The sequence below is a fragment of the Peptostreptococcus canis genome (assembly GCF_014229965.1).
Taxonomy (GTDB): Bacteria; Bacillota; Clostridia; order Peptostreptococcales; family Peptostreptococcaceae; genus Peptostreptococcus; species Peptostreptococcus canis.
The window spans coordinates 1-24,646 of record NZ_JABGBW010000015.1 but is presented as its reverse complement, the minus strand read 5'-3'; the positions used below and the strand labels follow the sequence as shown (position 1 = coordinate 24,646).

26 protein-coding genes are annotated in these 24,646 nt (G+C 29.1%); 19 read left to right on the top strand and 7 right to left on the bottom strand.

Features of this window, described 5'->3' with window-relative positions:
- Nucleotides 1–235 precede the first annotated feature (235 nt).
- The 7 genes from rpsF (at nt 236) to dnaB (ending at nt 6,688) form a co-directional block, all read left to right on the top strand.
- Nucleotides 236–526, top strand: a complete 291-nt coding sequence (gene rpsF, locus HLB29_RS09215) for a 30S ribosomal protein S6 (protein ID WP_185624870.1) — start codon at nt 236–238, stop codon at nt 524–526.
- Nucleotides 527–543: 17 nt separating this feature from the next.
- Nucleotides 544–993 carry a single-stranded DNA-binding protein gene (locus HLB29_RS09210; RefSeq protein WP_185624872.1) on the top strand — a complete coding sequence of 150 codons (450 nt, stop codon included), beginning with the start codon at nt 544–546 and terminating at the stop codon, nt 991–993.
- A gap of 21 nt (nt 994–1,014) precedes the next feature.
- On the top strand, nt 1,015–1,242 hold the full coding sequence (gene rpsR, locus HLB29_RS09205) for a 30S ribosomal protein S18 (RefSeq protein ID WP_185624869.1): 228 nt from the start codon (nt 1,015–1,017) through the stop codon (nt 1,240–1,242).
- Between the two features lie 542 nt (nt 1,243–1,784).
- Complete coding sequence (locus HLB29_RS09200) at nt 1,785–2,807, top strand: DUF2232 domain-containing protein (RefSeq protein ID WP_185624868.1); 1,023 nt, start codon at nt 1,785–1,787, stop codon at nt 2,805–2,807.
- An 11-nt stretch (nt 2,808–2,818) separates the two neighbouring features.
- Nucleotides 2,819–4,828: a DHH family phosphoesterase gene (locus tag HLB29_RS09195; RefSeq protein WP_185624867.1), complete on the top strand. Its 2,010-nt coding sequence runs from the start codon at nt 2,819–2,821 to the stop codon at nt 4,826–4,828.
- 1 nt (nt 4,829) lies between these two features.
- Nucleotides 4,830–5,279 (top strand): 50S ribosomal protein L9, encoded by a 450-nt coding sequence (gene rplI / locus HLB29_RS09190; protein ID WP_185624866.1) that lies wholly within the window; start codon nt 4,830–4,832, stop codon nt 5,277–5,279.
- Between the two features lie 77 nt (nt 5,280–5,356).
- Nucleotides 5,357–6,688 carry a replicative DNA helicase gene (gene dnaB / locus HLB29_RS09185; protein ID WP_185624865.1) on the top strand — a complete coding sequence of 444 codons (1,332 nt, stop codon included), beginning with the start codon at nt 5,357–5,359 and terminating at the stop codon, nt 6,686–6,688.
- Nucleotides 6,689–6,998: 310 nt separating this feature from the next.
- Here the strand turns inward: dnaB and HLB29_RS09180 are convergent, their stop codons facing one another.
- The 6 genes from HLB29_RS09180 to HLB29_RS09155 all read right to left on the bottom strand — a co-directional run bounded on the left by HLB29_RS09180 (nt 6,999) and on the right by HLB29_RS09155 (nt 11,303).
- Nucleotides 6,999–7,994 (bottom strand): ATP-binding protein, encoded by a 996-nt coding sequence (locus HLB29_RS09180; RefSeq protein ID WP_185624864.1) that lies wholly within the window; start codon nt 7,992–7,994, stop codon nt 6,999–7,001.
- An 11-nt stretch (nt 7,995–8,005) separates the two neighbouring features.
- On the bottom strand, nt 8,006–9,052 hold the full coding sequence (locus HLB29_RS09175; RefSeq protein WP_185624863.1) for a DnaD domain-containing protein: 1,047 nt from the start codon (nt 9,050–9,052) through the stop codon (nt 8,006–8,008).
- Nucleotides 9,053–9,114: 62 nt separating this feature from the next.
- The gene (gene rlmH, locus HLB29_RS09170) at nt 9,115–9,597 is read right to left on the bottom strand and encodes a 23S rRNA (pseudouridine(1915)-N(3))-methyltransferase RlmH (RefSeq protein WP_185624862.1); all 483 of its coding nucleotides are present in this window, start codon (nt 9,595–9,597) and stop codon (nt 9,115–9,117) included.
- Nucleotides 9,597–10,397: an MBL fold metallo-hydrolase gene (locus HLB29_RS09165; protein ID WP_185624861.1), complete on the bottom strand. Its 801-nt coding sequence runs from the start codon at nt 10,395–10,397 to the stop codon at nt 9,597–9,599. Before HLB29_RS09165 ends, rlmH begins: the two co-directional genes overlap by 1 nt.
- Nucleotides 10,398–10,580: 183 nt before the next feature.
- Nucleotides 10,581–10,742: a rubredoxin gene (rd, locus tag HLB29_RS09160; protein ID WP_185624860.1), complete on the bottom strand. Its 162-nt coding sequence runs from the start codon at nt 10,740–10,742 to the stop codon at nt 10,581–10,583.
- Between the two features lie 96 nt (nt 10,743–10,838).
- Complete coding sequence (locus HLB29_RS09155; protein WP_185624859.1) at nt 10,839–11,303, bottom strand: Fur family transcriptional regulator; 465 nt, start codon at nt 11,301–11,303, stop codon at nt 10,839–10,841.
- Nucleotides 11,304–11,436: 133 nt separating this feature from the next.
- On the opposite strand from HLB29_RS09155, the gene HLB29_RS09150 reads away from it, so the two are divergent.
- The 3 genes from HLB29_RS09150 to HLB29_RS09140 all read left to right on the top strand — a co-directional run bounded on the left by HLB29_RS09150 (nt 11,437) and on the right by HLB29_RS09140 (nt 14,162).
- A complete protein-coding gene (locus HLB29_RS09150) occupies nt 11,437–12,516 on the top strand; it encodes a metal ABC transporter substrate-binding protein (protein ID WP_185624858.1) in 1,080 nt (359 codons plus the stop codon).
- Between the two features lie 189 nt (nt 12,517–12,705).
- On the top strand, nt 12,706–13,380 hold the full coding sequence (locus tag HLB29_RS09145; protein WP_185624857.1) for a metal ABC transporter ATP-binding protein: 675 nt from the start codon (nt 12,706–12,708) through the stop codon (nt 13,378–13,380).
- A complete protein-coding gene (locus HLB29_RS09140; RefSeq protein ID WP_185624856.1) occupies nt 13,380–14,162 on the top strand; it encodes a metal ABC transporter permease in 783 nt (260 codons plus the stop codon). Before HLB29_RS09145 ends, HLB29_RS09140 begins: the two co-directional genes overlap by 1 nt.
- A gap of 225 nt (nt 14,163–14,387) precedes the next feature.
- Here the strand turns inward: HLB29_RS09140 and HLB29_RS09135 are convergent, their stop codons facing one another.
- Nucleotides 14,388–15,425, bottom strand: coding sequence for a CobW family GTP-binding protein (locus HLB29_RS09135; protein ID WP_185624855.1), 1,038 nt, complete (start codon nt 15,423–15,425; stop codon nt 14,388–14,390).
- A 194-nt stretch (nt 15,426–15,619) separates the two neighbouring features.
- Between HLB29_RS09135 and HLB29_RS09130 the strand changes: the two genes are divergently transcribed.
- The 9 genes from HLB29_RS09130 to HLB29_RS09090 form a co-directional block, all read left to right on the top strand.
- Complete coding sequence (locus HLB29_RS09130) at nt 15,620–17,194, top strand: permease (RefSeq protein WP_243155123.1); 1,575 nt, start codon at nt 15,620–15,622, stop codon at nt 17,192–17,194.
- A complete protein-coding gene (locus tag HLB29_RS09125) occupies nt 17,187–17,942 on the top strand; it encodes a TIGR03943 family putative permease subunit (protein ID WP_185624854.1) in 756 nt (251 codons plus the stop codon). Before HLB29_RS09130 ends, HLB29_RS09125 begins: the two co-directional genes overlap by 8 nt.
- Nucleotides 17,943–18,019: 77 nt before the next feature.
- A complete protein-coding gene (locus HLB29_RS09120; RefSeq protein WP_185624853.1) occupies nt 18,020–20,470 on the top strand; it encodes a cell wall-binding repeat-containing protein in 2,451 nt (816 codons plus the stop codon).
- Nucleotides 20,471–20,498: 28 nt separating this feature from the next.
- On the top strand, nt 20,499–21,902 hold the full coding sequence (gene cysS / locus HLB29_RS09115; protein ID WP_185624852.1) for a cysteine--tRNA ligase: 1,404 nt from the start codon (nt 20,499–20,501) through the stop codon (nt 21,900–21,902).
- Nucleotides 21,902–22,306 carry a Mini-ribonuclease 3 gene (locus tag HLB29_RS09110; protein WP_330604468.1) on the top strand — a complete coding sequence of 135 codons (405 nt, stop codon included), beginning with the start codon at nt 21,902–21,904 and terminating at the stop codon, nt 22,304–22,306. The genes cysS and HLB29_RS09110 overlap by 1 nt, the downstream gene beginning before the upstream one ends.
- Nucleotides 22,307–22,319: 13 nt before the next feature.
- Nucleotides 22,320–23,054 carry a 23S rRNA (guanosine(2251)-2'-O)-methyltransferase RlmB gene (rlmB, locus tag HLB29_RS09105; RefSeq protein WP_185624850.1) on the top strand — a complete coding sequence of 245 codons (735 nt, stop codon included), beginning with the start codon at nt 22,320–22,322 and terminating at the stop codon, nt 23,052–23,054.
- Nucleotides 23,041–23,580 carry an NYN domain-containing protein gene (locus HLB29_RS09100; RefSeq protein ID WP_185624871.1) on the top strand — a complete coding sequence of 180 codons (540 nt, stop codon included), beginning with the start codon at nt 23,041–23,043 and terminating at the stop codon, nt 23,578–23,580. The genes rlmB and HLB29_RS09100 overlap by 14 nt, the downstream gene beginning before the upstream one ends.
- A 25-nt stretch (nt 23,581–23,605) precedes the next feature.
- A complete protein-coding gene (sigH, locus tag HLB29_RS09095) occupies nt 23,606–24,247 on the top strand; it encodes an RNA polymerase sporulation sigma factor SigH (RefSeq protein WP_185624849.1) in 642 nt (213 codons plus the stop codon).
- 48 nt (nt 24,248–24,295) lie between these two features.
- Nucleotides 24,296–24,646, top strand: a 351-nt coding sequence (locus HLB29_RS09090; protein ID WP_185624619.1) for a GTP-binding protein, incomplete at its 3' end; no start/stop codon positions are given.

Here is a 24,646-nt window from a genome sequence, read left to right as displayed (position 1 = left end):
TTCTCATAAACTACCTCCCATGAGATAGTTTATATCATAATCATATTTAAGACAATTTCATTTGCGATTACTTAGGACAATATCATATATGATTCATATTAATAAAAATAAAAACTTGTAAATCTATTGACTTAAGCTCTTCAATGTTATATACTATTTTGGTATGAGAACTAAGCATTCTCGTCTCTGCTCCGATAGGTCTCGGAGCCGTATAGTCCAAAGGGAGGTGAAATAAATGAGAGCTTATGAATTACTTTACATTGTAAAGCCTACGCTTGATGATGAAGCAAGAGAGGCAATACTAAACTCAATCAAGGAGATAATAACTTCTGCTAACGGTGAAGTTGGTGAAGTGGATGTTTGGGGGAGTAGAAAATTAGCTTATCCTATCCAGAAGTTTAGAGATGGTTATTATACTCTAATCAACTTCAAAGCTACTGTTGATTTTCCAAAAGAATTAGACAGAAGACTTAAGATAAGTGAAGATGTAATGAGACATGTCATAGTTGCGCAAGAAGAAAAATAATAGGTGGTATTAATATGATTAATAATGTTGTATTAGTTGGAAGATTAACTAAAGATCCGGAATTAAGATATATTCCAGGTTCCGGTACGCCAGTAGCTACATTTACGTTGGCTATAGATAGAGATTACAAAAATAAAGATGGCTCAACAACTACTGATTTTATTCCAGTAGAAATAATGGGTAAGCCAGCTGAATTTTGTGCAAACTATATTACTAAAGGAAGATTAGTAGGTGTTCAGGGATCTATTAGAGTTGATAGGTATGAAACACCTAATGGAGAAAAAAGAACCTTTACAAAGGTAGCAGGTCGTAACATACAGGCTTTAGAAAGCAGAGGATCTGCAGCACCGGGCAGTGTGTCTGGTACTACTAATAATGATGCCTATGATGCTCCATCTTTTGAGCCAAGCGGTGTCGTAAGTCCTTCTGAATTTTCTGCTGTAGATGACGATGACGTTCCATTTTAATTAAGAGAAGAGGTGAAAGTCATGATAAACAAGAAGAGACGTAAGAAAAAAAGAGTTTGTCAGTTCTGTGCTGACAAGAATACTGTTATAGATTATAAAAACTTTCAGAAATTAGAAAAATATGTAACTGAAAGAGGAAAAATTCTTCCTAGAAGAATTACTGGTACTTGTGCAAAACATCAGAGAGAGCTTACAAAAGCTATTAAGTTAGCTAGAAATATAGCGCTTTTACCATATACAGTTGAATAATCTGTAATAATGAAGGCATATTAGTTATGCCAATTAAAATCGCAATTTATGCAGTAGCATCACATGAATTTATGATGCTGCTGTTTTTTTATTAAATTTTTTTGGTTGTATAATAAAGTCGGCCAAAACCAAATAACAAGGGAGAATTGACATTCCATCTAAAAATATTATAGAAAAAATAACTGAAATATACGATACAAACATAGAGTTTGATAAAAATTTCTTTAAACCGATATTATTAGAGGTGTTGAACATACAATCATCAGGGGCAAATTAACATATATACCATTTTTTTGTTGCTATTGCAATAAAGAAAATGAGGATCATAGTATTGTCAAAAACGAAAATCAGATTATGGATATTTTTATAGGATAATTTGATTTTAATAATAATAGTAAGTGTCTAAAAAATTTATGTAAAGTGAAACATATATGTTGATAATTAAAAAAACGAAAATTTGCTATATTTTGTAGAATATTTACATAACATATACCAAATGATATAATATAAAAGATAACTACATAGTTGGAGGTGATAGTGATTTGTTGAATAACAATGTAAAAAAGAATGTTTTGATAAATTTTGCTATGTTAGCTGTATTAATTTTGTTATCGCTATCTTTAAATATTAATTCAGTATTGTCTATGTTTTCATTTTTGGTGATAATACCGATGGTTTTACTGGCATTAGGTGCAAATATTGTTTTTTCAATATCTTCTTTTGTCTTAGTAACCGCATTGACATTTATTATATATGGAGGAGAATTTACAGCATTAAATTCATTGACATACCTTTTACCAGCTCTATTAACTGGTTTAATTATTAATAATGAAGAATTTAGAGATAAATATGGAAGAAAATTTAAAATAAAATTAAAAACGGATAAGGAATTGGTGAATTTTGCATCAATAAAAGTATTTTTATTTTCAATCGTACTTTTTATATTAGGTCTAATAGCATATTATCTCATAATGAAATTTCTTTATAAAATTGACTTTGTAAAAGAGTTTAGTAAATTTACAAAAGCTATAATAACACAGTATAAAAGTGTGCTTAAACCAGGTGAATTTGAAAAATTGCAAAAAGCCGGTTTCTTTGACATTTTTGAAGATACGAGTTCTTTGGTAATGATTATGGCATTTTTAAAAGCCATGATTAGTGCAATTATTTCATATTTTATTTGTATACCATTATATAAAAAAGCATATAATAATAAAATAGTGTATATAACATTTGATAATATTATATTGCCGGGAAGACCTGTTATAGTGTTGTTTATATCTATAATAGTCTTATTTTTACTGGGACAATCATATCCTGAATTAGGTATGAATTCAGTAATAAACAATTATATTTTGGTGATGAATATACTATTTTTTATTGAGGGGCTTTCATTAATAACTTTTGTTGTGAAATCTTGGAAGTCAATCAAAAATAGAATTAATTGGCTTTTGATAGTTTTTTTAATTATTTTCATGGGAATATTACCTGGAATATCAATTTTAGGTATGCTTGATAATGTAATAAACTTTAGAAAAAAATGGTATTCGGAAATTGGGAGTTAATGGTGGAAAAAATGAACGATAAAAAAGACAAATTTAGTTTTTTAAATTATCTAGACTATATATATTTTCTAGCTTTAATTATAACTAGCTGCTTTGCCTTTGTAAAAAGTAATACCTTGGGTGTTATTGGGCTTATATCATCTTTTATATTAATTTTAAGCTTTGTTTGTAAAAAGAAAATTGATAAAGAAATATGGATTGATAAGTTAAAGACTGTTGATTTCAATGTAAATAAAATGATAAAAAAGTCTGCTATAAATAATCCTCTTCCAATTTGTATATTGGAATTAGATGGTGAAATTTTTTGGTCTAATAAATCTTTTGATCAGATGACAGGTCAAGAAGAAGGTGGAACATCTATAGGAAGTAACATAGATGACTATGTAGATGATATTACACTCAGAAAAGTATTAGATGAAAATAAGGTAATAGAAGAAGAGGTAAAATTTAGAGATAGAGATTATATAATAAAATATTCCTTTGTCAAAATTGAAGAGGAAAATGATGGAAGTGCTGATTATAGAATTTTGATTTTCTGGATAGATAAAACAGAATATAATTCTATAAAGGAAATATATGAGAACAGTAGAGAAGCTATTCTGTTTATAGAAATTGATGGCTATGAAGATATATTAAAAAGTACACCGGAAGAGAATAGACCAATGGTTACTATGGATATAGAAAAAATACTTTCAAATCTTGAATTTGAAACACATGGTTTGATGAGAAAATTAGCAAATGATAAATACATATTGCTTATTAAAAAGGAAGATCTAGATATACTTGAAAAATCAAGATTTTCCATATTAGATAAAGCAAGGGAAATAGATTATGGAAATTCTTTACCAGTAACATTGAGTATAGGTGTTGGTGTAGATGGTGATACTATTGAAGAAACCGGAGAATTCGCTTCAGGTGCCATAGATATGGTGCTTGGAAGAGGTGGAGATCAGGTCGCAATGAGGAATAAGGACGGATTTAATTTTTATGGTGGAAAATCAAAGGGATTTGAAAGAAAGACCAAGGTTAAATCCAGATTAATAGGATTGGCATTAAAAGAATTAATTAACCAAAGTAATAAAATATTAATAATGGGTCATCACTATCCGGATATGGATGCTATGGGAGCTGCTGTTGGAGTTTTTGATATATGTAAGGCATATGGTAAAAAAGCCAATATTGTTCTAAATAATGTAAATGAAGCAGTAGAGATATTTATCGAAAGAATTAAAGAAGAAAACTATTATAATGGTATTTTTATAAATCACGAAAAAGCTACAGATATATGTGATAAAGATACTTTAGTAATAGTTGTTGATACTCACAGACCTAGTTATACTGAGTGTGAGGTATTACTTGATATATCTAACAGGGTTGTTGTAATAGATCATCATAGAAGAGGGGTCGATTATATTAATGATACTGTTCTTCTTTTTCACGAGATATATGTCTCTTCCACTTGTGAGATGGTTACAGAGTTGATTCAATATACTGATTATGATATTAAGATACATAAGTTGACTGCTGAGGGATTACTTGGAGGAATTTATCTTGATACGAAGAACTTTGAATTTAAAACCGGTGTAAGGACATTTGAAGCAGCATCGTATCTTAGAAATTTAGGTGCAGATACACTTTCTGTTAAAAAGTTTTTCAATTCATATGCAGAAGATTTCTTAGTGAAAGCAGAAATCATCCAGAGAACTGAAATTATTGATGAAAGAATATGCATTTCATATTCTAAAGAGGAAATTGATAATATTAATATTGTAATTGCAAAAGCAGCAGATGAACTTCTAAATATAAAAAAAATAGAGGCATCCTTTGTTCTTGGTATGAAAGATGATATCGTATTTGTAAGTGCAAGGTCTTTAGGAGATATAAATGTTCATGTATTAATGGAAAAAATAGGTGGTGGGGGTCATATAGACATAGCTGGTGCACAAATTAAAGATATGAGTCTATCACAGGCATATAATATGATAAAAGATATTATTACAGATTATCTAAAGGAGGATTAAAATGAAAGTTATTTTATTGAAAGATGTAAAAGGAACCGGAAAAAAAGGTGAAATAAAAGAAGTAAGTGATGGTTATGCCAGAAATTTTTTACTAAAGAAAAAAGTAGCTGTAGAAGCTAATAGTACTAATTTAAAAGAGTTAGATGAAAAGGCAAAATCTAAAGAAAGAAAAGAACAGATTGAATTTGAGGAAGCTGTATTATTGGGAAAACAAATGGAAAATGTAAATATAGAAATATTTGCCAAAGCAGGAGAAGGCGGTAGATTATTTGGCTCAATAACATCAAAGGAAATAGCCGAACAGTTAAAGAGTCAAAAAAACATAGATGTAGATAAAAGAAAAATACTTCTTGATGAGCCTATTAGAACTCTTGGTTCCAGATTTGTAGAAATAAAGATACACCAAAAAGTAACTACTAAAATAAGAGTAGATGTCAAAGAAAAGAATTAATTTTTAGCGAGGTCTATACCTCGCTAAATTTATTAAAAAGTTTCTATTATTTTTAATAATTAGAAAAGGAGTTTTTTATGAGTAATATATCTAAAGTTCCGCCAAATAGCCTTGAGTCGGAGCAAAGTGTTATAGGTGCAATATTGACAGATAGTGATTCTATTATACCAGTCATAGAAGTGTTGGATATAGATGATTTTTATTCAGAAGCTCATAGAGTTATATTCGATTGTATGCTGGAGTTAAATGATGAGAAATCACCAATTGATATAGTAACAGTTTCGAGTAAACTCAGAAATAGAGAATCTTTAGATACCGTTGGAGGAATGAATTATCTTACGAGTATGATGACAATGGTACCTACTACATCAAATGTAAAGTATTATGCTGAAGTAGTAAAAGAAAAATCAACACTCAGAAAATTGATAAAAGCGTCAAATGATATTATAAATATAGGGTATGATGAGGAAAGTGATATAGATGATATATTAAATATAGCAGAGAAAAAAATATTTGATATATCACAGGAAAGAACTAGTGAGGATTTTAAGGAAATAAGTAAAGTATTGGGAAACGTTCTTGATAATATAGAAAAAGTATATGCCAGTGGCTCTGATTTGACTGGACTTAATACAGGATTTGAGGGCTTAAATAAAAAACTAAGTGGATTTCATAACAGTGATTTAATACTTGTTGCAGCCAGACCAGGTATGGGAAAAACAGCTTTTTCTTTAAATCTTGTTTTAAACGCTGCTATAAAATCAAATGCAAGTGTTGCCGTATTCAGTCTTGAAATGTCAAAAGAACAACTTGTGCAAAGGCTTATATCAAGTCAATCTATGGTTAGTATGAAAAATATATCAAATGGAAAAATAGCAGATGAAGAATGGAATAAAATTATGGATGCCCTGTCTGTATTGTCAAGTTCAAATATATATATAGACGACACTCCGGGAATAAAAGCATCTGAAATTAGATCTAAATGCAGAAAGTTAAAACTTGAAAAAGGGCTTGATATGATAATGATAGATTATCTACAGTTGATGGAAGGTGATGGAAGGGCTGAAAGTAGACAACAAGAAGTATCAAAGATATCAAGATCATTGAAAATTTTAGCAAAAGAAATGAACTGTCCTGTTATAGCTCTTTCTCAGCTTTCAAGAAACACAGAAAGTGGAAAAGATCATAAACCAAAGCTATCGGATTTAAGGGATTCAGGAGCTATAGAGCAAGATGCTGATATAGTGATGTTTATTTATAGAGATGAATACTATAATGAATTTGAAACGAAGAAAAAAAATATAGCCGAAATTATAATTGCTAAAAATAGACATGGTGAAACTGGTGAAATAGAACTTGTTTGGATGGGAGAATTCCAAAAATTTACTGATAAACAAAAAAGTATTTAGAACATGTTAGTTAATCTAACAAAATCTATATATAGTTAGATGCAAATTATAGAAAAAAAACAGTTTATTTATTAACATAATCAAAAGTATATAGTATTATTTATGAATATAAATTATGGTTATATGTATAAAAAGATATATCCAAAAAGTAAAAAAATAGGAGTTATTCACAGAAAATATGTTCTTTTCAACAGAAAATTGTGGATAACTCCTCATACATTTACTAAAATATTGAATTTTAAAGAATTTTTGATGTGTATAATCCACAAAGTTATCAACAGAAATTGTGGATAATATGGATAAAAAATAATCAGAATATTTGTTTAAGTCTTATATCCTTACCCATAAATTTATACATAGAGAAATTTCCAACAATTCTTGAAATTGTTCTATCTGTATATTCATTACCTATCTGTAGTAAATCAAGATTTGTGGAAATGATAATTCTCTTATCTCCAAGAAGTCTATCGTTAATTATATTAAACAATTCAGATATTGTAAAATTATTTGTAAGTTCAGTTCCGAGATCATCAATTATCAGTAAATCACATTCAAATAGATTTTTGAAATTTTCCTCGTCTATATCAGTACATTCTTTTCTGTGGAATTTGTATTTTTCTATTATTTCCATTAGATTAAAGGATGTCTGGTATATAACTGTGTAACCCAAATCCATTAATTCTTTTGCAATACAGCTACATAAAAATGATTTTCCAAGACCTGTAGAACCAAAGAAAAGCATATTTGCTTTTTTGGGTTCTACTTTTTTATCGAAGTTATATATAAATTCTTTTGAAGCTTTTACTATATTTATCATATTATCTCTAGGGCTGATTCCCATTTCTTCATCTACTTCTTCGGAAAATTGATTTAAATCAAATGTATTGAAATTTTCTTTTTCAAGTATTTTTTCTATATTAGACATTTTGTATGCATTATTTATTATAATTTGTTTCAGACAATTACATTTAGAACCATCTTTTAGGAAACCTGTGTCTTTACATTGATCACAATCATATTTTATTTCGAGGTAATCGGAAGGTATATTTTGTGATTTGAGAATTTGTCGCTTATGTTCTATAAGATTTTTTTGTTCTGCTTTTAGTAAATCAATAGTTTTTTTATCTGAACCTTTTAAGATTTCTTTAGATATACTTAAGCCAATGGAGTTTATATGCATATTGATATCTTTTATTTCCGGTATCAGATTTTCGACTTCTTTTTTTCTGTTTTCTAGTAAATCTATATTTTTATCTCTTCTTTTCTGATATTCCGTTAATATAGATTTCATATTACTATTATTCATAAAAATCACCCTTACTTATTTTTTTTTGGATTTGAAATTAGTTTTTCTAAATCCTCATTTGAATAATTATTAGAAATAACTTGTTCAAAGTTATGAAACTTACTTTTGGTATTTTTCGATTTTCTGTTTGAAGGTTTTTGTTGTTTAGATTTTAGATTTTCCTTGTATTTTATTTCATCATTTTCTATATCTTCTACTGTCCTAAATCCTTTGTCATACCAGTTGGTAATTATAGAATCGAAATATTTTAAATTTGGATTAGAAATATTAGCAGATTTTGAACAGGCTTTAAGAATTATATCCATATTCATGTTATATGAATTAATCCATTTATTCATCAATTCTTCTTCTGCAATAGTGGGTAATCTTTTAAATCCCAAACTTTTAAATATAAGGCTATATTGATTTCTTAGTTGATAATTTTCAGATTCATAGTTTTCAAGGTCATCAATATTTTTTATGGAGTTGTCAAACCAAGATTTCATAATTCCAATTACATAATTGACAGATTTGATTTTACCACTATTTTTTAAAGCTTTTTCAAAGGCTAAAATTACTAGTGATTTGTCAATATCATATTTTTGTATTGCCTCAAAAATTGATATTTTTTCGTTGGGTGTCAGTAATCTTCCAACTATCAATTCAATACTATCATACATATTTCTAAACTCTTCCTCCTCAGGTTCAGAAGTTTCATTTGTAGAATCTTCATTTTCAGTTATTTCTTTTAGAACATCTATATTATCTTTAACAAATTTAGATTTTATATCTATAAACTCTATTGAATATTCGTTATTACTATAATGAATATTAATAATTCCTTTATCTTCCCAGTATTTCCAACATTCCAGAACTTTATCAGTAGAAATTCCAACTATATTGGCTATTATTTTGTTATTCATAGGTAAATCTTTATTATTTTTCATACTGGCACTTTTATATCCTAAAAAATAAACTTTTAATTGTTCCCCTGAAGCCGATGGCAAGTATAGATCAAAGAATATGCTAGGAATTAATACATCATTAAATATATCTCCTGTCGAATTAATAAAAAACATCTGAGATTCTCCTTTCATATTATTTTGAGTTAACTCTATATTTTTAATTATTAAATTATTATTTATTTATGATAAGGCTCACCATTGTTAATTTTGAAAGCCCTATAAATTTGTTCTAGCAAAAACAATCTCATTAATTGGTGTGGAAATGTCATATCTGAAAAAGAAATCTTTAAATTTGAGGTATTTAGTATTTTATCAGAAAGACCTAATGAACCACCAATTATAAAGTATATATGACTATTACCGGATATTGTTATTTTATCCAATTCTTTAGCAAAATTCATCGAAGAATATTTTTTACCATCTATTGCTAGGGATATTATAAAAGAATTTTGTTTTATGTTGGAAAATATTTTTTCTCCTTCTTTATCTTTTACTATTGATATTTCTTTTTCACTGAGATTTTCAGGAGCTTTTTCATCTACTACCTCTATAATTTCAAGCTTGCAATACTTAGTAAGTCTTTTTGAAAATTCTTCAATTCCTAATTTTATATATTTTTCTTTTATTTTCCCTACAGAAATAAGTGTGATTTTAACCATTATTTTTTAACCTCATAAACATCGGAAGAACAGTCTCTTCTTAGAATATCCAATTTTACATCAGAACCTATTTTCATTCCATTTTCGGATAAAATATGGTTTGATGTTTCATAAGCCAATGCAGGAAAGTTATTCTCTCTACTTAAATGTGCTAGAAGTATATCTTCTGTCCCGTTTTTAATAAGCTCCACTGCAAATTTTGCAGCATCTTCATTTGATAAATGTCCGGTATTAGACATTACCCTCTTTTTAAGGGTATATGTATATGAGCCCATCAAAAGCATTTCTTTGTCATAATTTGATTCTAAGATTACAAGTTTTGAACCAAGGATATTTTCTTTAATATTATTGGAAACATGTCCGATATCCGTTGCTATAGATATTTTATCTTCTTTTTCATTCAGCAATGTAAATCCTACTGGATCTGCTGCATCATGGGTTATTGAAAAGGGTTTGATAAGTAAATCTCCTATATTGTATAGCTTATCATTTTCGAAAATGATAATATTTTTTTCATCTACTCGACCTATTTTTTCTTTCATTGCCAACCAGGTTTTATAGTTTACGAAAATTGGTAAATTGTATTTTCTTGAAAGAATTCCTACTCCTTTTATGTGATCCGTATGTTCGTGCGTTATAAATATTCCTTTTAATTTATCAACATCTATATTAATATCATTAAGTCCGGTTGTTATTCTTTTTCCACTAAGTCCGGCATCAATTAGTATATTTGTGTTTTTGTATCCTACATAATGGCAATTTCCACTGCTTCCACTACCTATAGAACAGTATTTAATCATGGTTTATTCCTTTCAGCTATTTATATATGTTATATGTTTATTTTGTATGTATTATTATACACTTAATTATAAATCATATTTATTATTTGTACAATAAAGATGTAGTTGTGGAATTCGTAAGCTTAGAATAAAAAAAGCTAGAGATAGAAATCCCTAGCTACTTTTTTTATTTTTTTGACAAGATTAATCTAAAACAGAGAAATCTTCTTTTGTCACACCACAGTCTGGACATTCCCAATCATCTGGAATATCTTCAAATGGAGTACCAGGAGCAATTCCTGAATCTGGATCGCCTAATTCTGGGTCATACACATAACCACATACATCACATACATACTTCTTCATAATAGTTATCCTCCTATAGTTAAAAAATTTATTTTCAATGTTTATAGTTTTAATATACCCATAAACAAATCAATCTAACAAAAAAGTCGATATTATTTAATTTTCTTCTATTTTTTCTATGCAATTTGGACAAATTCCAATAAATTCTAGGTTATGGCCCGTTATTTCGTATCCGGTGTCTTTTGATACAGAATCAATCACATCGTTAATTGGGCATATATTTACATATGAGATTTTATTGCAAATTTTACAAGTAATTATATGTCTGTGATTTTTATTATTTATTTGATATACATTGTTTCCATCAGATAATATTTGTTTTACAAGTATATCAGCATCAGTCAATGCACTTAACGCACGATAAACTGTGGATAGATTTATATTTATATCCTGCTTAAGAATATTATATATTTCCTCTGCATTAAGAGGTGCATCTGAATGTCTTAAACAATTTAATAATATCATTCTTTTTTTTGTGGCCTTAAGATTTGCGGATTTAAGAATATTATTATTTTCTTTTCTATGATTATCTAAAGAACAATCGCATTTATTTAATGTCATTTGTAACACCCCTTTCAAATAATTTCTATTTGATTATATCATATTTTTATTGACAAAGGGAGAGTCAAATAATATACTTTTATTTAGAATATGCAAATGCGTTTCTTTTGCAAAAAATAAGGAGGTAAATTTAATGAAAAAATTAGGTTTAAAATTGTCTGGAATTTTGATTGCCACTTCTTTAGCTTTAGCTGGCTGTGGTTCAAATAAAACAAATAATGCAACTACACAAGATAAAGATGGAAAATTAAAGGTATATACTAGTTTTTATCCCATGTATGATTTCGCTAAAAAAATAGGTGGAGAGAAAGTTGAAGTTGAGAATCTTGTTCCAGCTGGAACAGAACCACATGATTGGGAACCTACCCCACAAGATCTGGTAAAGATAGGAAAATCAGATGTATTTGTGTATAGTGGTGCAGGTATGGAAGAGTGGATTGATAAGGTAGGAGAAACTGTAGAAAATGATAAATTAATACAGGTTGAAGCATCAAAAGGTGTAAAACTATTAAAATCAACTCATGATCATGATGATAAATATGATCACGATGACAAATATGATCACGATGATAAACATGATCACGATGATAAACATGATCACGATGATAAACATGATCACGATGACAAACATGATCACGATGATAAACATGATCACGATGATAAATATGATCATGATGAACATCATCATGGAGAGTATGACCCTCATGTATGGTTAAATCCACAAAACGCAAAAATCCAAATGAAAAATATAAAGGAAGCATTTATAAAAGCAGATCCGAAAAATAAGGATTATTATGAAAAGAATTTTGAAGAAAATTCTAAAAAGTTAGATCAAATAGATAAAAAGTATAAAGATTCTTTGGCGAATACTTCAAAAAAAGATGTAATTGTTTCTCATGAAGCTTTTGCTTATTTATTTAAGGATTATGGAATTCATCAGGTTGGAATAGAAGGTTTATCTCCAGACTCAGAACCGGATGCAGGTAGGATGGCTGAAATAACTAAATTTGCAAAGGATAATAATGTTAAATACATATTTTTTGAGGAATTGGTTAGTCCAAAGGTTTCAGAAGCAATAGCGAAAGAGGTTGGAGCCAGAACAGAAGTGCTAAATCCGATAGAAGGCTTAACCAATGAACAGATAAATGCTGGTGAAGATTATTTTAGTATTATGGAAAAGAATTTAGAAGTATTATTAAAAGCTTTGAAATAAAAGTAGATATTATAAACTTAGTGTTTTTTATTTAAACATATTTTCTTTAATTTTCATATCAAAATTATATTTAAAATATTGCGAACCTATTGTATAATAGAATTTAGTTAGATAAGAGTAAAGAGGCGTTATTATTTAATAAGGCCTCTTTTGTTAGTAATAATATGAAATTCTTTAAGAGGAAAAATTATGGATAAAATAGTAGAAGTAAATGATGTATCTTTTAAATATGATAAAGAGTTCATTTTTAAAAATATATCATTTGATATAAGTAAAGGTGATTTTGTCGGAATAATAGGTGCTAATGGTACTGGCAAGAGTACATTAATAAAACTTATGCTGGGTCAATTAAAACCAGATGAGGGATATATTAAAATATATGGTGAAAATCCCATCAATAATAAAAATTTAAATAAAGTAGGATATGTACCGCAAGTTGGACTTTCAAGGGGGATTGATTTTCCAGCCACTGTTAGTGAGATAGTAATGCTAAATATGTACAAAGAGATTGGATTTCTTAGGTTTCCTAAAAAAAAGCATAAAGAGAAAGTATTAGATGCACTTGATGTCGTTGGGATGAAAAAATTTGCAGATAGAAAGTTTTCAGAACTATCAGGAGGACAACAACAAAGAGTAATTATAGCTAAAGCCATAGTTAGCAATCCTGAAATATTGATTTTAGATGAGCCTACTACGGGTATAGATCATAAGTCTGAAAAAGCTCTTTATGAATTATTGGAAAAATTACATAATGAGAGTAACATTGCAATAGTAATGATTTCCCATGATATTGAAAAGATAAAAAAGAAGTCTAATAAACTTATTGAAATAGAAAATTTTTACAGCGAGGAGGTAAGTGAATAATGTTCGAATATGAATTTATGAGAAGGGCATTTTTAGTTGGCATACTTCTTGCTTCAATAATACCATGTATAGGAGTTACTATAGTATTAAAAAGGCTTTCTATGATAGGAGATGCATTGTCACATACATCTCTTGCGGGAGTTGCTATGGGGCTTATATTAGGTATAAATCCAATTCTAGGAGCAGTAATAGTAACTGTGTTTTCAGGATTTGCAATAGATTTAATAAGAAAAAAGTATCCAAAATACTCTGAAATATCAATAGCAATCATAATGTCCGCCGGAGTTGGATTAGCCGGGATTTTATCCGGTTTTGCAGATAACTCATCTGGATTTACCAGTTTTTTGTTTGGGAGTATTGTGGCTATAACAGATTTTGAATTATATTTGGTCATTGGACTTTCATTATTAGTTATGTTGACTTTTCTACTTTTATATAAAGAGCTTATGTATATTTCATTTGATGAATCCGGTGCAAGATTGGCTGGAGTTCCTGTGAAGTATGTAAATTTTGTGTTTACAATACTTACGGCATTGACGGTTTCTATTGCGTCCAGAACAGTAGGTGCATTGATAGTATCTTCAATAATGGTAATACCGGTTGCTTGTGCCATGAGATTTTCTTCCAGCTATAGGATGACTGTGATACTTTCAATTGTATTTGCAGTTATATTTACTATAATAGGACTTACACTATCATTTTATTTGGGACTTAAACCGGGAGGAACCATAGTAATTGCCAGTGTAATCACATTGATTGTATCTATGTTGATAAAAAAATAATAGAAAAAATAAAAAACGGATTAGATTATAATTGTTTGGATGTTATTGTAAATAATTATTTTTATATAAAATAAAAGACACTGTAAATACAGTGTCTTTTATCATTTTAAATAATTAATAAGAGTCTAAATGCCAAAGGATTTTATCAGGTATTAAAATCATAAATATGTTACCTTCTTTTTTATTTAAATAGTTGTTTTTTTTCATAAATTTTTTATACTATTATTAGCCGTTTAAAAATAGTTTTTCTATAAGTTTTTTATTTAAATCTTCTCCAATAATAACAACATAGTTTTTATTATCATTGCTTCTTTCATATATATTTATTTCTTCCGGAACAAAATCAAACTGTAATTTTAAATTTCCACTAGGAACACTTCCTTTTGCTCTTATTATATTACCAGTAGAAGTGTCCTTGTTAAAAGAATTTAAAACTGTGTGTAAATCGGTCTCCGAAAAATTTCTATCTACATTCAAGGTAATACTGCTAAATTTCGAATCTAAGTGCTGATGTTCATCAGAATGGCATTCGCAATTATGATTGTGATTACAGTTATGATCATGTGGATGGTTATTAGAGTTTTCAAGGTTTTTATCATATTCGTGGTGATTATGAGTATTGTCTGAACATCCGCAGTGTGAATGATTCTGTGAAAATATATTTATATCAAATCTTTTTTTCAAAATATCAATTGAGTTTATATCATCCCATTCTTTTTGTATTATATTTAAATTATTATTTATTTCTTTTATGCTTAAAACTACTTTTTCCAAGTGTTTTTCTTTTTCTATACCTTTTGTAAATCTACTGAATACAATGATATTTGAATTTTTGATTTGATCTTTATAAAACTCACCGAAATTTGTGAGATACATAAAGTATTTTGTAAGGTCCAGTATAGTTATGATTTTATTAATTTCGAATTTATCGTGATATTCTTCGCATATTTTTGTTATCTCAGACAATTTACCAACTCCGGATGGTTCTATAATTATTTCGTCAGGATTGAATATTTTTTTGATTTCCAGAATACTTTTGGAAAAGTCACCAGCTACAGAGCAACATATACAACCCGCATTTATTTCTTTAACACTAACTCCATCAATTTCAAGCAATTCTCCATCTATACTGACTTCGCCAAATTCATTTTCTATGATTACTGTTTTAGAAAAATCACTTGATTCCTGAATTATTTTTTTTATAAAAGTTGTTTTTCCACACCCTAAAAATCCTGAAATAATATTTATTTTTGTTATTTTCATAATGATACTCCTTTTTTAATGTAGGGATATTGATTTTGCAAATCAATATATTAATTTATATAATATCATTTTTTACTTAATTATATATAAATTATATGGTGGAAGAATGAATTAACGAAAAAATAAGTTTTGCAAATTATAATGAACAATATGTAGACATTTAAATCAAATGTTATTAAAGGAGAAAGATGTAAATGAGCTTGGATATTGTAGTAGGCTTTTTTGAAAGTGGAAAGACTACTTTCATTAAGAATCTTATTCAAAATGAAGCAAAAGAAATTTATGAAAATATATTATTGATTAATTGTGAATATGGATTTGAGGATTATGATAGTTTGGATAATGATATAAATTTTAATAAAGTTGATATTTTGAATGAGGATGAATTTAATCAAGAAAATATAAATAAATATATAGAAAAATATAATCCGGATTATGTACTAATAGAATATAATGGAGTGTGGGATATTTCAAAGGCGGTTGGAATAGATTATACGAACAACTTCAATCTTAGAAATATAATTTCTACAATCGATTATAAAACTATGGATAATTATGTGGCGAATATGGAGAGTATAATGCTGGATAAGATATCTAATAGCGATGTAATAGTGATTACAAAGGATGAAGATTTTGACAAACATGAAATGGATATAAAATATAAAATGTTAAAAAGTATTAATAAAGGGTGTAAGGTATTTTTATCACAAGAATTATTTTTGGATGATGAAAATGATATATTGACTTCTTCTATTACAAGATCTGATATGGAGTTAATAAAGTTCGGCGTTCTATTTATATTTTTTAATGTTTTGATTTTAGGGACAAAATTTTTGTTTGGCGAGTTCTATGATACTAATTTCCAAAAAGTAATCGGCATCTTTTTAAGTTTGCTGGTACAAATATTGCCATTTTTATTAATTGGTGCAATTATATCCAGTTTAATTCAACTTTTTATGCCGAAGTATAGATTTAATCAAATATTTATAAGAACAGATATTAAGTCTATATTTATGGCTTTATTTGCGGGAATTTTTTTTCCGGTATGCGACTGTGCAATGGTTCCAATTGCTACTTCAATAGTAAAAAAAGGCTATTCTATTCCGGTTGCTATGACTTTTTTATTAGCTGCACCCGCTGTTAATCCAATCGTAGTATTGTCTACCTACTATGCTTTTCCAAATAATCCTAAGTTAGTACTATATAGAATTTTATTCGGAATACTAATTGCATTTTTAACAGGGGTAATATTGATGATAGTTGAAAAAAGAGGAAAATTTGAAGTTATTAAAGAGCATATAGATAAATATAGCATTACGGAATCATCGAATGAAAAATTTTATTTTGATAATAAACTCAGATATATAGAGGCTATTGTATCACATACTAAAAAAGAATTATTTAAAATGGGATATTATGTGGTGATAGGTGCTTTTATATCAGCTTGTTTACAAGTATTTGTGCCAAAGAGCATTTTTATTCAAATGAATAATATAAATGCTCTTGCGGTAATAGGTATGATAATTGCTGCGTTTTTTATATCTGTGTGTTCAACTTCAAATGCATTTATAGCTAGAAGTTTTTATAAAATAATGCCGGTTAATTCAATTTTGGCATTTATGGTGATGGGACCAATCTTGGATATTACGAATCTATCTGTAATGATGGGAACATTTAAAAAGAAATTTATAGTACGTTTAATAGCGATTCTCGTTTATATTTCTTTTATGATTTTTGCATTATTGGGAGGAGGTTTCAAAATTGTATAATAAGATAAATTTTGAGATATTAGTACAAATATTAATAGAGTTATTTATTTCTGCAATTATGATTACAACCCTTATTAATGGAAATATAAACTTACTTGTTCATCCAAAGTTTAATTTAATGCTTTGGATTACCTCAATAGTATTGATATTAATGGCTTTTGTATCATTATTTCAATTATTTAGACCAAAGCATATGAATGTTTTATCAAAATATTTTTTGGTTATTATACCTTTAATCATTACTTTTTATATTTCTAAGGATTCCATTTATAATTTAGGTGCATCAGGTGCTTCATCAGAATATAAGTTTGAGAATGTCAATATACCTGAAGTTAATGAATACAAAGAAAGAGAAAAATATGTAAAAAAACCCGGTAAAGACTATATAGAAATAGATGACAATCAGTATTTAAAATGGTATTATGAATCTACATTGAGCTGGTCAAATTATAAAGGTACCAGATTTAAAATACTTGCTACTGTATTTAAAGATAATTCTCAAAAAGAAGAATTTGTAGTTCTTGGAAGAATGGGTATGATATGTTGCATGGCAGATATTCAACCATGCGGATTTATATATAATGAAAAAGGATATAATAATTTAAAAAGTGGAGAATGGTATTGGGTAGAAGGCGAAATAAGAGATAATGAAAAATATACCTATAACTATGAGCAACTGCCTATGATTTTTAATGTGAAACTTGAAGAGGCCAGAAAGCCGATAGATAAGTTTGTATACATTCAATAAGTTGAAAAATTAAGTGTTTAATGGTATTATATAGTTGTGTAAGTTTGCTTTTTTGTACGTGAAATTAGGAGAAAATTATGATATATAAAAGAAATAAAAAAAATAAAATTATGAGTAGCATTTGTGTTACACTTGCAGCAGTAATAATTTCTACTGGTGTTTCATCTGTGAATGTCAGAGCTGATGAAGATAGACATCAAAATCCAGTATATAGTTATGAAGATTTGAGTAGTTCCGAATCATCAGAGGAGAATAAAGTCGATAATGATATATCAGATGGTCAATTACAATCTTCTGAAAAAGCTGTTAGCAATATAGAAAATATAAATACTTCTCCATTTGATTTTGACGGAACTGTTTTAAGAACGGATGGTGTAATAAAAGGTATAGAAGGAGTAACTCCTTCTTCTAGAAAATATGATCCAAGAGACTATGGTTTGACAACTCAAGTAAAGGATCAGCAAAAGCTTGGTATCTGTTGGACTTTTGCCGGGAATGCCGCCTTGGAAACTTTTTTGAAAAAGAATGGTTATGGTACATATAATTTTTCAGAAGAGCATATGAGATGGTGGGCAAAAGGTGGACAAAATAATTGGGATATAGGCGATACAGAAGGATCTACTAATGAAACATCGATAGGTTATTTTACATCTTGGAGTGGACCTAAAATGGGAGAAGATATATCTTATAATGGAAATCAAACGACAAGTGAAGGGGCTAAAAGACCTCATAATTATGATTCTGCTAAAATGTCTGATTATAGAGTTTTGGATGTTGTTAATGTGGCTTCAGATAAAACATCTGTTAAGAGTGCAATTTTAAAGTATGGGGCTATTACATCAGGATATTATGATAGTCCTCAATATATGAATAAGGATTTAACAGCTTTTTATTGTGATGAGCAACTTGGTCAAACGCATGCGATAACTATTGTCGGATGGGATGATGATTATCCTGCCGGTAATTTTACAGGCAAGGCAAAACCACATAATAATGGGGCTTGGCTTATAAAGAACAGTTGGGGTAAATATAATAAAGAAAATGGCTATATGTGGATATCTTATGAAGATAAAACTATATTATCGTATACTGACAATTATGCTATAGGTAGAGTTCGAAAAGATTTAAAACAAAGGATGTATCAACATGAATATTCCATGTCATCAACTATTTCAGGGAAATTATTGACAGGAGCAAATAAATTTAAATTTGGAAAACATGAGTCTCTTCAGGGAATAATGTTTGCAACTGATAGTATAGGAGCTCATTATGAGTTGTACTTTGTTCCTGAAGTAAAAGGTAATTTGAAATTCCATCAGAAATACTTTATAAAATCAGGTACGGTTCCTTTTTCAGGATATATTACTTCTGATATTGATAATTTTCCATTGCCAACTGGAAATGGTGCTTTGGCAGTAAAAATAGATAATTCCATCAATAATAAAAAATCAACATTGGGTTTGGAAAAAAATGTGGCAAATTTTAACATGTTTAAAGCTAAAGCTAGTGTAGGAGAGTCTTTTATATTGTCAAACGGAGTATTTCATGACTTAAATAGAATGGAAAAATATAAACCCGCTAATTTGGTTATAAAAGGTATTACTAAGCCGGTAGATGGCGGAATAGTTATGGCCGGCGGTAATAGATATGATACGGCAGCTAAAATTTCTTCATCAGGATGGTCCTCTTCTGAAAATTTGGTTTTAGTTAACGGTAAAGCTATAGCTGATGCCCTTACATCGACGCCTTTGGCTAAATTAAAGGATGCGCCTATACTTTTGACTGAAAATGATAGATTGAATGCAAATGTAGTAAAAGAGATTAATCGATTAGGAGTAAAAAACGTAACTATAATTGGCGGCGAAACATCAATTTCTTCAAAAGTTGAAAAAGAGTTAAAGAACAAAAAAATAAATGTTGAAAGAATTTATGGTAAAGATAGATTTGGTACTAGCAATATGATTGCTAAAGAAGTATTAAAATTAAATGATAAAGTTGATTCAATATCAGTAGTTAACGGCTATACAGGTCTTGCTGATGCTATAAGTTTTTCTTCTGTAGCTGGAGAAAAGAGCATACCAATTTTATTAGTGGACAGAAAAGGCAAGTTAAAATCTCCATCTGAAATTTCTAATTCCGAAAAGGTGAAGAAAACTTTTATAATAGGTGGTGATAAATCAGTACCAAATCTTGTAGAAAAAGATCTAGTTAATCCAACAAGAATAAGTGGCAAAGACAGAAATAACACAAATGCCAAAATTTTGGAAAAATTTTATGATAAAGAAAGTATTGATAATGTATTTATTGCCAAAGACGGATTAAATGATGAAGATATGTTAATAGATGGGTTGGCAGTAGGAGCTTATGCTTCTAAAGTTTATTCTCCAATAGTGATATCCCATGGTAAGCTATCAGATGAACAAAGAGATGTATTAAAGAATAAAAAAGTTAAAAATTACATTCAAGTAGGAAACGGGATGAACAGTATGGCTACTACAGAACTGCTTATACTTAGTTCAAAAAAATAATTAACCATAATTGACAGGAGGTTTTTTGATGAAAGTATATAATACTATGACAAGACAAAAAGAGGAATTCATACCCTTAGAACCGGGAAAGGTAAAGATGTATGTATGTGGACCTACTGTATATAACTATATTCACCTTGGAAATGCAAGACCATTTACGGTATTTGATACATTAAGAAGATATTTCGAGTATAGAGGATATGAGGTTACTTATATTCAAAACTTTACCGATGTAGATGATAAAATAATAAAGAGAAGTCACGAAGAAGGCATATCTCCTGAGGAAGTCGCAAAGAAGTATATAGAGGAATATTTTATTGACTGTGATGGACTTGGAATAAAAAGGGCAACGGTACATCCTCAAGTAACAGATAATATAAATCAGATTAAAGAATTTATTCAAAAATTGATAGATAAAGGATATGCATACGAGTCTAATGGAGATGTTCTTTTCAGAACGAGAAAATTTGAAGACTATGGAAAATTATCTCATCAGAATATAGAAGAACTCGAATTAGGAGCGAGAATAGATATAGATGATAAAAAAGAGGATCCGCTTGACTTCGTACTTTGGAAGGCAAAAAAGGAAGGAGAACCAGGGTGGCAGAGTCCTTGGGGAGAAGGAAGACCGGGTTGGCATATAGAATGTTCGGTGATGTCAAGGAGATATCTAGGAGACTCTATTGATATTCATGCAGGTGGTCAGGATTTACAGTTTCCTCACCATGAAAATGAAATTGCTCAAAGTGAATGTGCCAATGATTGTCAATATGTCAAATATTGGATGCATAATGGTTATATAAATGTTGATGGTGAAAAAATGAGTAAATCTTTAGGAAATTTTTTCACTGTAAGGGATATATCAAAAAAATATGACTTAGGATTAGTGAGATTTTTCCTATTATCTACACAATATAGAAATCCTGTTAATTTTAGTGATACGGTTCTTGAACAAGCAAAAGCAGGGTTAGAAAGATTAACAAATGCCAGAGAACGTGCAGAATTTATAGTTGAAAATCAAAATATTGAAAGTGCTACAGATACAGAAAAAAGATTATTTGCTGATATTGATAGATATAGAGATAAATTTATTGACGCGATGGATGATGACCTAAATACTGCTGATGCAATAAGTGTAATATTTGAATTAGCAAAATTTATGAATACTAATATTCAAGATACATCTTCAAAAGAATTTGTGAAAAAGAATTTAGATATGTTTTATGAATTAACAGGAGTATTAAACATAGCTCAAAAGTCTACTGATATAGATACTGAACTTGCTGAAAAAGTTGATGATATGATAGCGAAAAGAGCGGAAGCCAAAAAAAACAAAGATTTTGTTCTTGCTGACAAGATTAGAGATGAGTTGACATCAATGGGAATAGCCATTGAAGATACAAGACAAGGTGTAAAATGGAAGAAAATGTAATGGATAATAAGATAAGTGAAGAGGAGTTGATTAGGTTATCACCTCTTACACTTGCTTATTTAGGAGATACTGTGTATGAATCCTATATAAGAGAGTATCTTATAAAAGGAAATATTTTTATGAAAATTAACGATTTGCATAAAAAAGCAATTAAGTATGTAAGTGCTTCAGCTCAATCTAAGGCAATTAAGGGAATAGAATCCTTCTTAACAGAAGAAGAAAGGACTATTTTTAAAAGAGGAAGAAATCATAAGAAGAGTACTGGTGCAAAAAATGCAAGCATAATTGAGTATAGGCATTCGACTGGTTTTGAAGCTCTTATTGGATATTTATATTTGAAAGGTAATATAAATAGACTTGAAGAAATAGTGCAAAAAAGCATAAAAATAATTGAAGATAGGTAAGGTGGTGGGCTTTTTGGCTTTAATTGAAGGAAGAAATCCAGTAATAGAAGCTTTAAAAAATGATCGAGAAATAGATAAAATTCTAATAAATAAAGCTTCAAAAGAAGGTTCTATCAAGAAAATTATCGCTTTGGCAAAAGAAAATAATATAGTGATACAGAATGTTGATAGACGTAAACTAGATGATATGTCGGAAAGTCATGCTCATCAAGGTGTAATAGCTATAACCAGTGAATATAAATATTATGAGCTTGAGGAGATACTTGAAATTTCGAAAAAAAGAAATGAAGAGCCTTTTTTTATAATTCTTGATGGAATTACAGATCCGCATAATTTAGGGTCAATAATTAGAACGGCAGATGCCGTAGGAGCACATGCTGTTATAATTCCTAAAAGAAGAAGTGTTCACATAACTCCAATCGTGGCAAAAGCATCTGCTGGTGCAGTAGAATATATACCTGTATGTAAGGTTACAAATATAGTAAATACTATCAAAATTTTAAAGGAAAATGGATTATGGATAGCTGCTGTAGATATGGATGGGGATACTTTCTATAAGCAGAATTTATTGGGAGCTTTAGGGTTGGTGATAGGTAGTGAAGGTGCTGGTATATCAAGGTTAGTTAAGCAGAACTGCGATTTTACAGTGTCTATACCTATGTCTGGGAGAGTCACCTCGTTAAATGCTTCTGTGGCAGGCGGAATATTACTTTACGAAGTCTATAGGCAAAGAAATGCTGAAAAATAAATATAATCCCAAGAAAATTTTGATAGTAGATGGATATAACGTAATAAATGCATGGAATAGTTTAAAGAAAAAATCAGAAGAAGATTTACAAGTTGCAAGAGAAACTCTCGTATCATATATACAGGAATACTCAAAGATAAAAGGATATAAAGCATATATTGTTTTTGATGCATATAATGTTAAAGGATGTGATGAAAAAATAGAAGATCATCATGGTATTACTGTTGTTTTTACCAGAGAAAATCAAACTGCAGATAGCTATATTGAGAAGTTTATTTCAGGTTTATCAAAGTATGATGAGGTAGCAGTTGCAACCAGTGATTATGCTGAACAGCAAATTGCTCTTGGAAAGGGATGTTCAAGGATATCGTCAAGGGAATTAATTTATGATTTAAAAAAATTTAAGGATGATATTAGAAAAAATAACAAGGGATACATTAAAGAATATAATACTATGAATAGACTTGAAAATAGAATAGATAGCGATATATTTGATAAGCTTGAAAAAATTAGAAGAAAAAAATAGTTTTAAGGGGTTGATATCTATTTTTATGGTAGAAAAAAATGAAATTAAAGAGCCTGCTAATTTAAATGACGATGAATTCGAAATTGTCAAGAGAGCTCAAAACGGAAGTATGAAAGACTTGGATTATATTATAAATAAATATAGGATAATGGTAATGGCTAAGTCAAAGGCATATTTTTTGATAGGTGCTGATAAAGAAGATATCATTCAAGAAGGTATGATAGGGTTATATAAAGCGATTAGAGACTTTGATGATACAAAAACTTGTTCATTTAAAAATTTTGCGGATATGTGCGTGACCAGACAAATGATAACAGCTGTAAAAACTTCGACAAGACAAAAACATAAACCTTTAAATTCATATGTTTCATTGAATAAACCGGTATTTGATGAAGAATCGGAAAGAACTCTTTATGATATGTTTATAAGTGTAAAAGAAAACAATCCGGAAAAATTGATAATTAACAAAGAAAGCTATGAAAACACGGAAAAGAAGATAAAAGAGGTTTTAAGTCCTTTCGAAAGAGAGGTTTTAATGCTATATTTAAGCAATCAAAATTATTCAAATATATCAAAAATATTGAATAAAGATTTAAAATCTATTGACAATGCGATGCAAAGGGTAAAAAGAAAATTAGAAAAATTACTTGAAAATAAAGAAGATTAATAGTAAAATACAACCAAATAATATAAATTTTAAAGGGGGAAATTTTAAATGGCAAAAGCTAAATTTGAAAGAAGTAAGCCACATGTTAATATCGGTACAATAGGACACGTTGACCACGGTAAGACAACATTAACAGCGGCTATAACAAAGACATTATATGAAAAGTATAAGCTAGGAGAAGCGGTAGACTTCGCAAATATCGATAAGGCACCGGAAGAAAGAGAAAGAGGTATCACAATATCAACAGCTCACGTTGAATATGAAACACCAAAAAGACACTACGCTCACGTTGACTGCCCGGGACATGCCGACTATGTAAAGAACATGATAACAGGAGCAGCTCAGATGGACGGAGCTATACTAGTTGTTGCAGCAACAGACGGTCCAATGCCTCAGACA

Bases quoted from the DNA above. Each gene is read 5' to 3' on its own strand.
- rd (WP_185624860.1), bottom strand. From the start codon at position 10,742: ATGAAGAAGTATGTATGTGATGTATGTGGTTATGTGTATGACCCAGAA.
- HLB29_RS09175 (WP_185624863.1), bottom strand. From the start codon at position 9,052: ATGTTTTTTATTAATTCGACAGGAGATATATTTAATGATGTATTAATT.
- HLB29_RS09110 (WP_330604468.1), top strand. From the start codon at position 21,902: ATGGATAATAAGATAAGTGAAGAGGAGTTGATTAGGTTATCACCTCTT.
- sigH (WP_185624849.1), top strand. From the start codon at position 23,606: ATGGTAGAAAAAAATGAAATTAAAGAGCCTGCTAATTTAAATGACGAT.
- rpsF (WP_185624870.1), top strand. From the start codon at position 236: ATGAGAGCTTATGAATTACTTTACATTGTAAAGCCTACGCTTGATGAT.
- HLB29_RS09180 (WP_185624864.1), bottom strand. From the start codon at position 7,994: ATGAATAATAGTAATATGAAATCTATATTAACGGAATATCAGAAAAGA.
- HLB29_RS09135 (WP_185624855.1), bottom strand. From the start codon at position 15,425: ATGAAAATAACAAAAATAAATATTATTTCAGGATTTTTAGGGTGTGGA.
- HLB29_RS09100 (WP_185624871.1), top strand. From the start codon at position 23,041: ATGCTGAAAAATAAATATAATCCCAAGAAAATTTTGATAGTAGATGGA.
- rlmH (WP_185624862.1), bottom strand. From the start codon at position 9,597: ATGGTTAAAATCACACTTATTTCTGTAGGGAAAATAAAAGAAAAATAT.
- HLB29_RS09140 (WP_185624856.1), top strand. From the start codon at position 13,380: ATGTTCGAATATGAATTTATGAGAAGGGCATTTTTAGTTGGCATACTT.
- HLB29_RS09165 (WP_185624861.1), bottom strand. From the start codon at position 10,397: ATGATTAAATACTGTTCTATAGGTAGTGGAAGCAGTGGAAATTGCCAT.
- rpsR (WP_185624869.1), top strand. From the start codon at position 1,015: ATGATAAACAAGAAGAGACGTAAGAAAAAAAGAGTTTGTCAGTTCTGT.
- dnaB (WP_185624865.1), top strand. From the start codon at position 5,357: ATGAGTAATATATCTAAAGTTCCGCCAAATAGCCTTGAGTCGGAGCAA.
- HLB29_RS09155 (WP_185624859.1), bottom strand. From the start codon at position 11,303: ATGACATTAAATAAATGCGATTGTTCTTTAGATAATCATAGAAAAGAA.
- HLB29_RS09150 (WP_185624858.1), top strand. From the start codon at position 11,437: ATGAAAAAATTAGGTTTAAAATTGTCTGGAATTTTGATTGCCACTTCT.
- HLB29_RS09120 (WP_185624853.1), top strand. From the start codon at position 18,020: ATGATATATAAAAGAAATAAAAAAAATAAAATTATGAGTAGCATTTGT.
- HLB29_RS09130 (WP_243155123.1), top strand. From the start codon at position 15,620: ATGAGCTTGGATATTGTAGTAGGCTTTTTTGAAAGTGGAAAGACTACT.
- HLB29_RS09145 (WP_185624857.1), top strand. From the start codon at position 12,706: ATGGATAAAATAGTAGAAGTAAATGATGTATCTTTTAAATATGATAAA.
- HLB29_RS09195 (WP_185624867.1), top strand. From the start codon at position 2,819: ATGAACGATAAAAAAGACAAATTTAGTTTTTTAAATTATCTAGACTAT.
- cysS (WP_185624852.1), top strand. From the start codon at position 20,499: ATGAAAGTATATAATACTATGACAAGACAAAAAGAGGAATTCATACCC.
- rplI (WP_185624866.1), top strand. From the start codon at position 4,830: ATGAAAGTTATTTTATTGAAAGATGTAAAAGGAACCGGAAAAAAAGGT.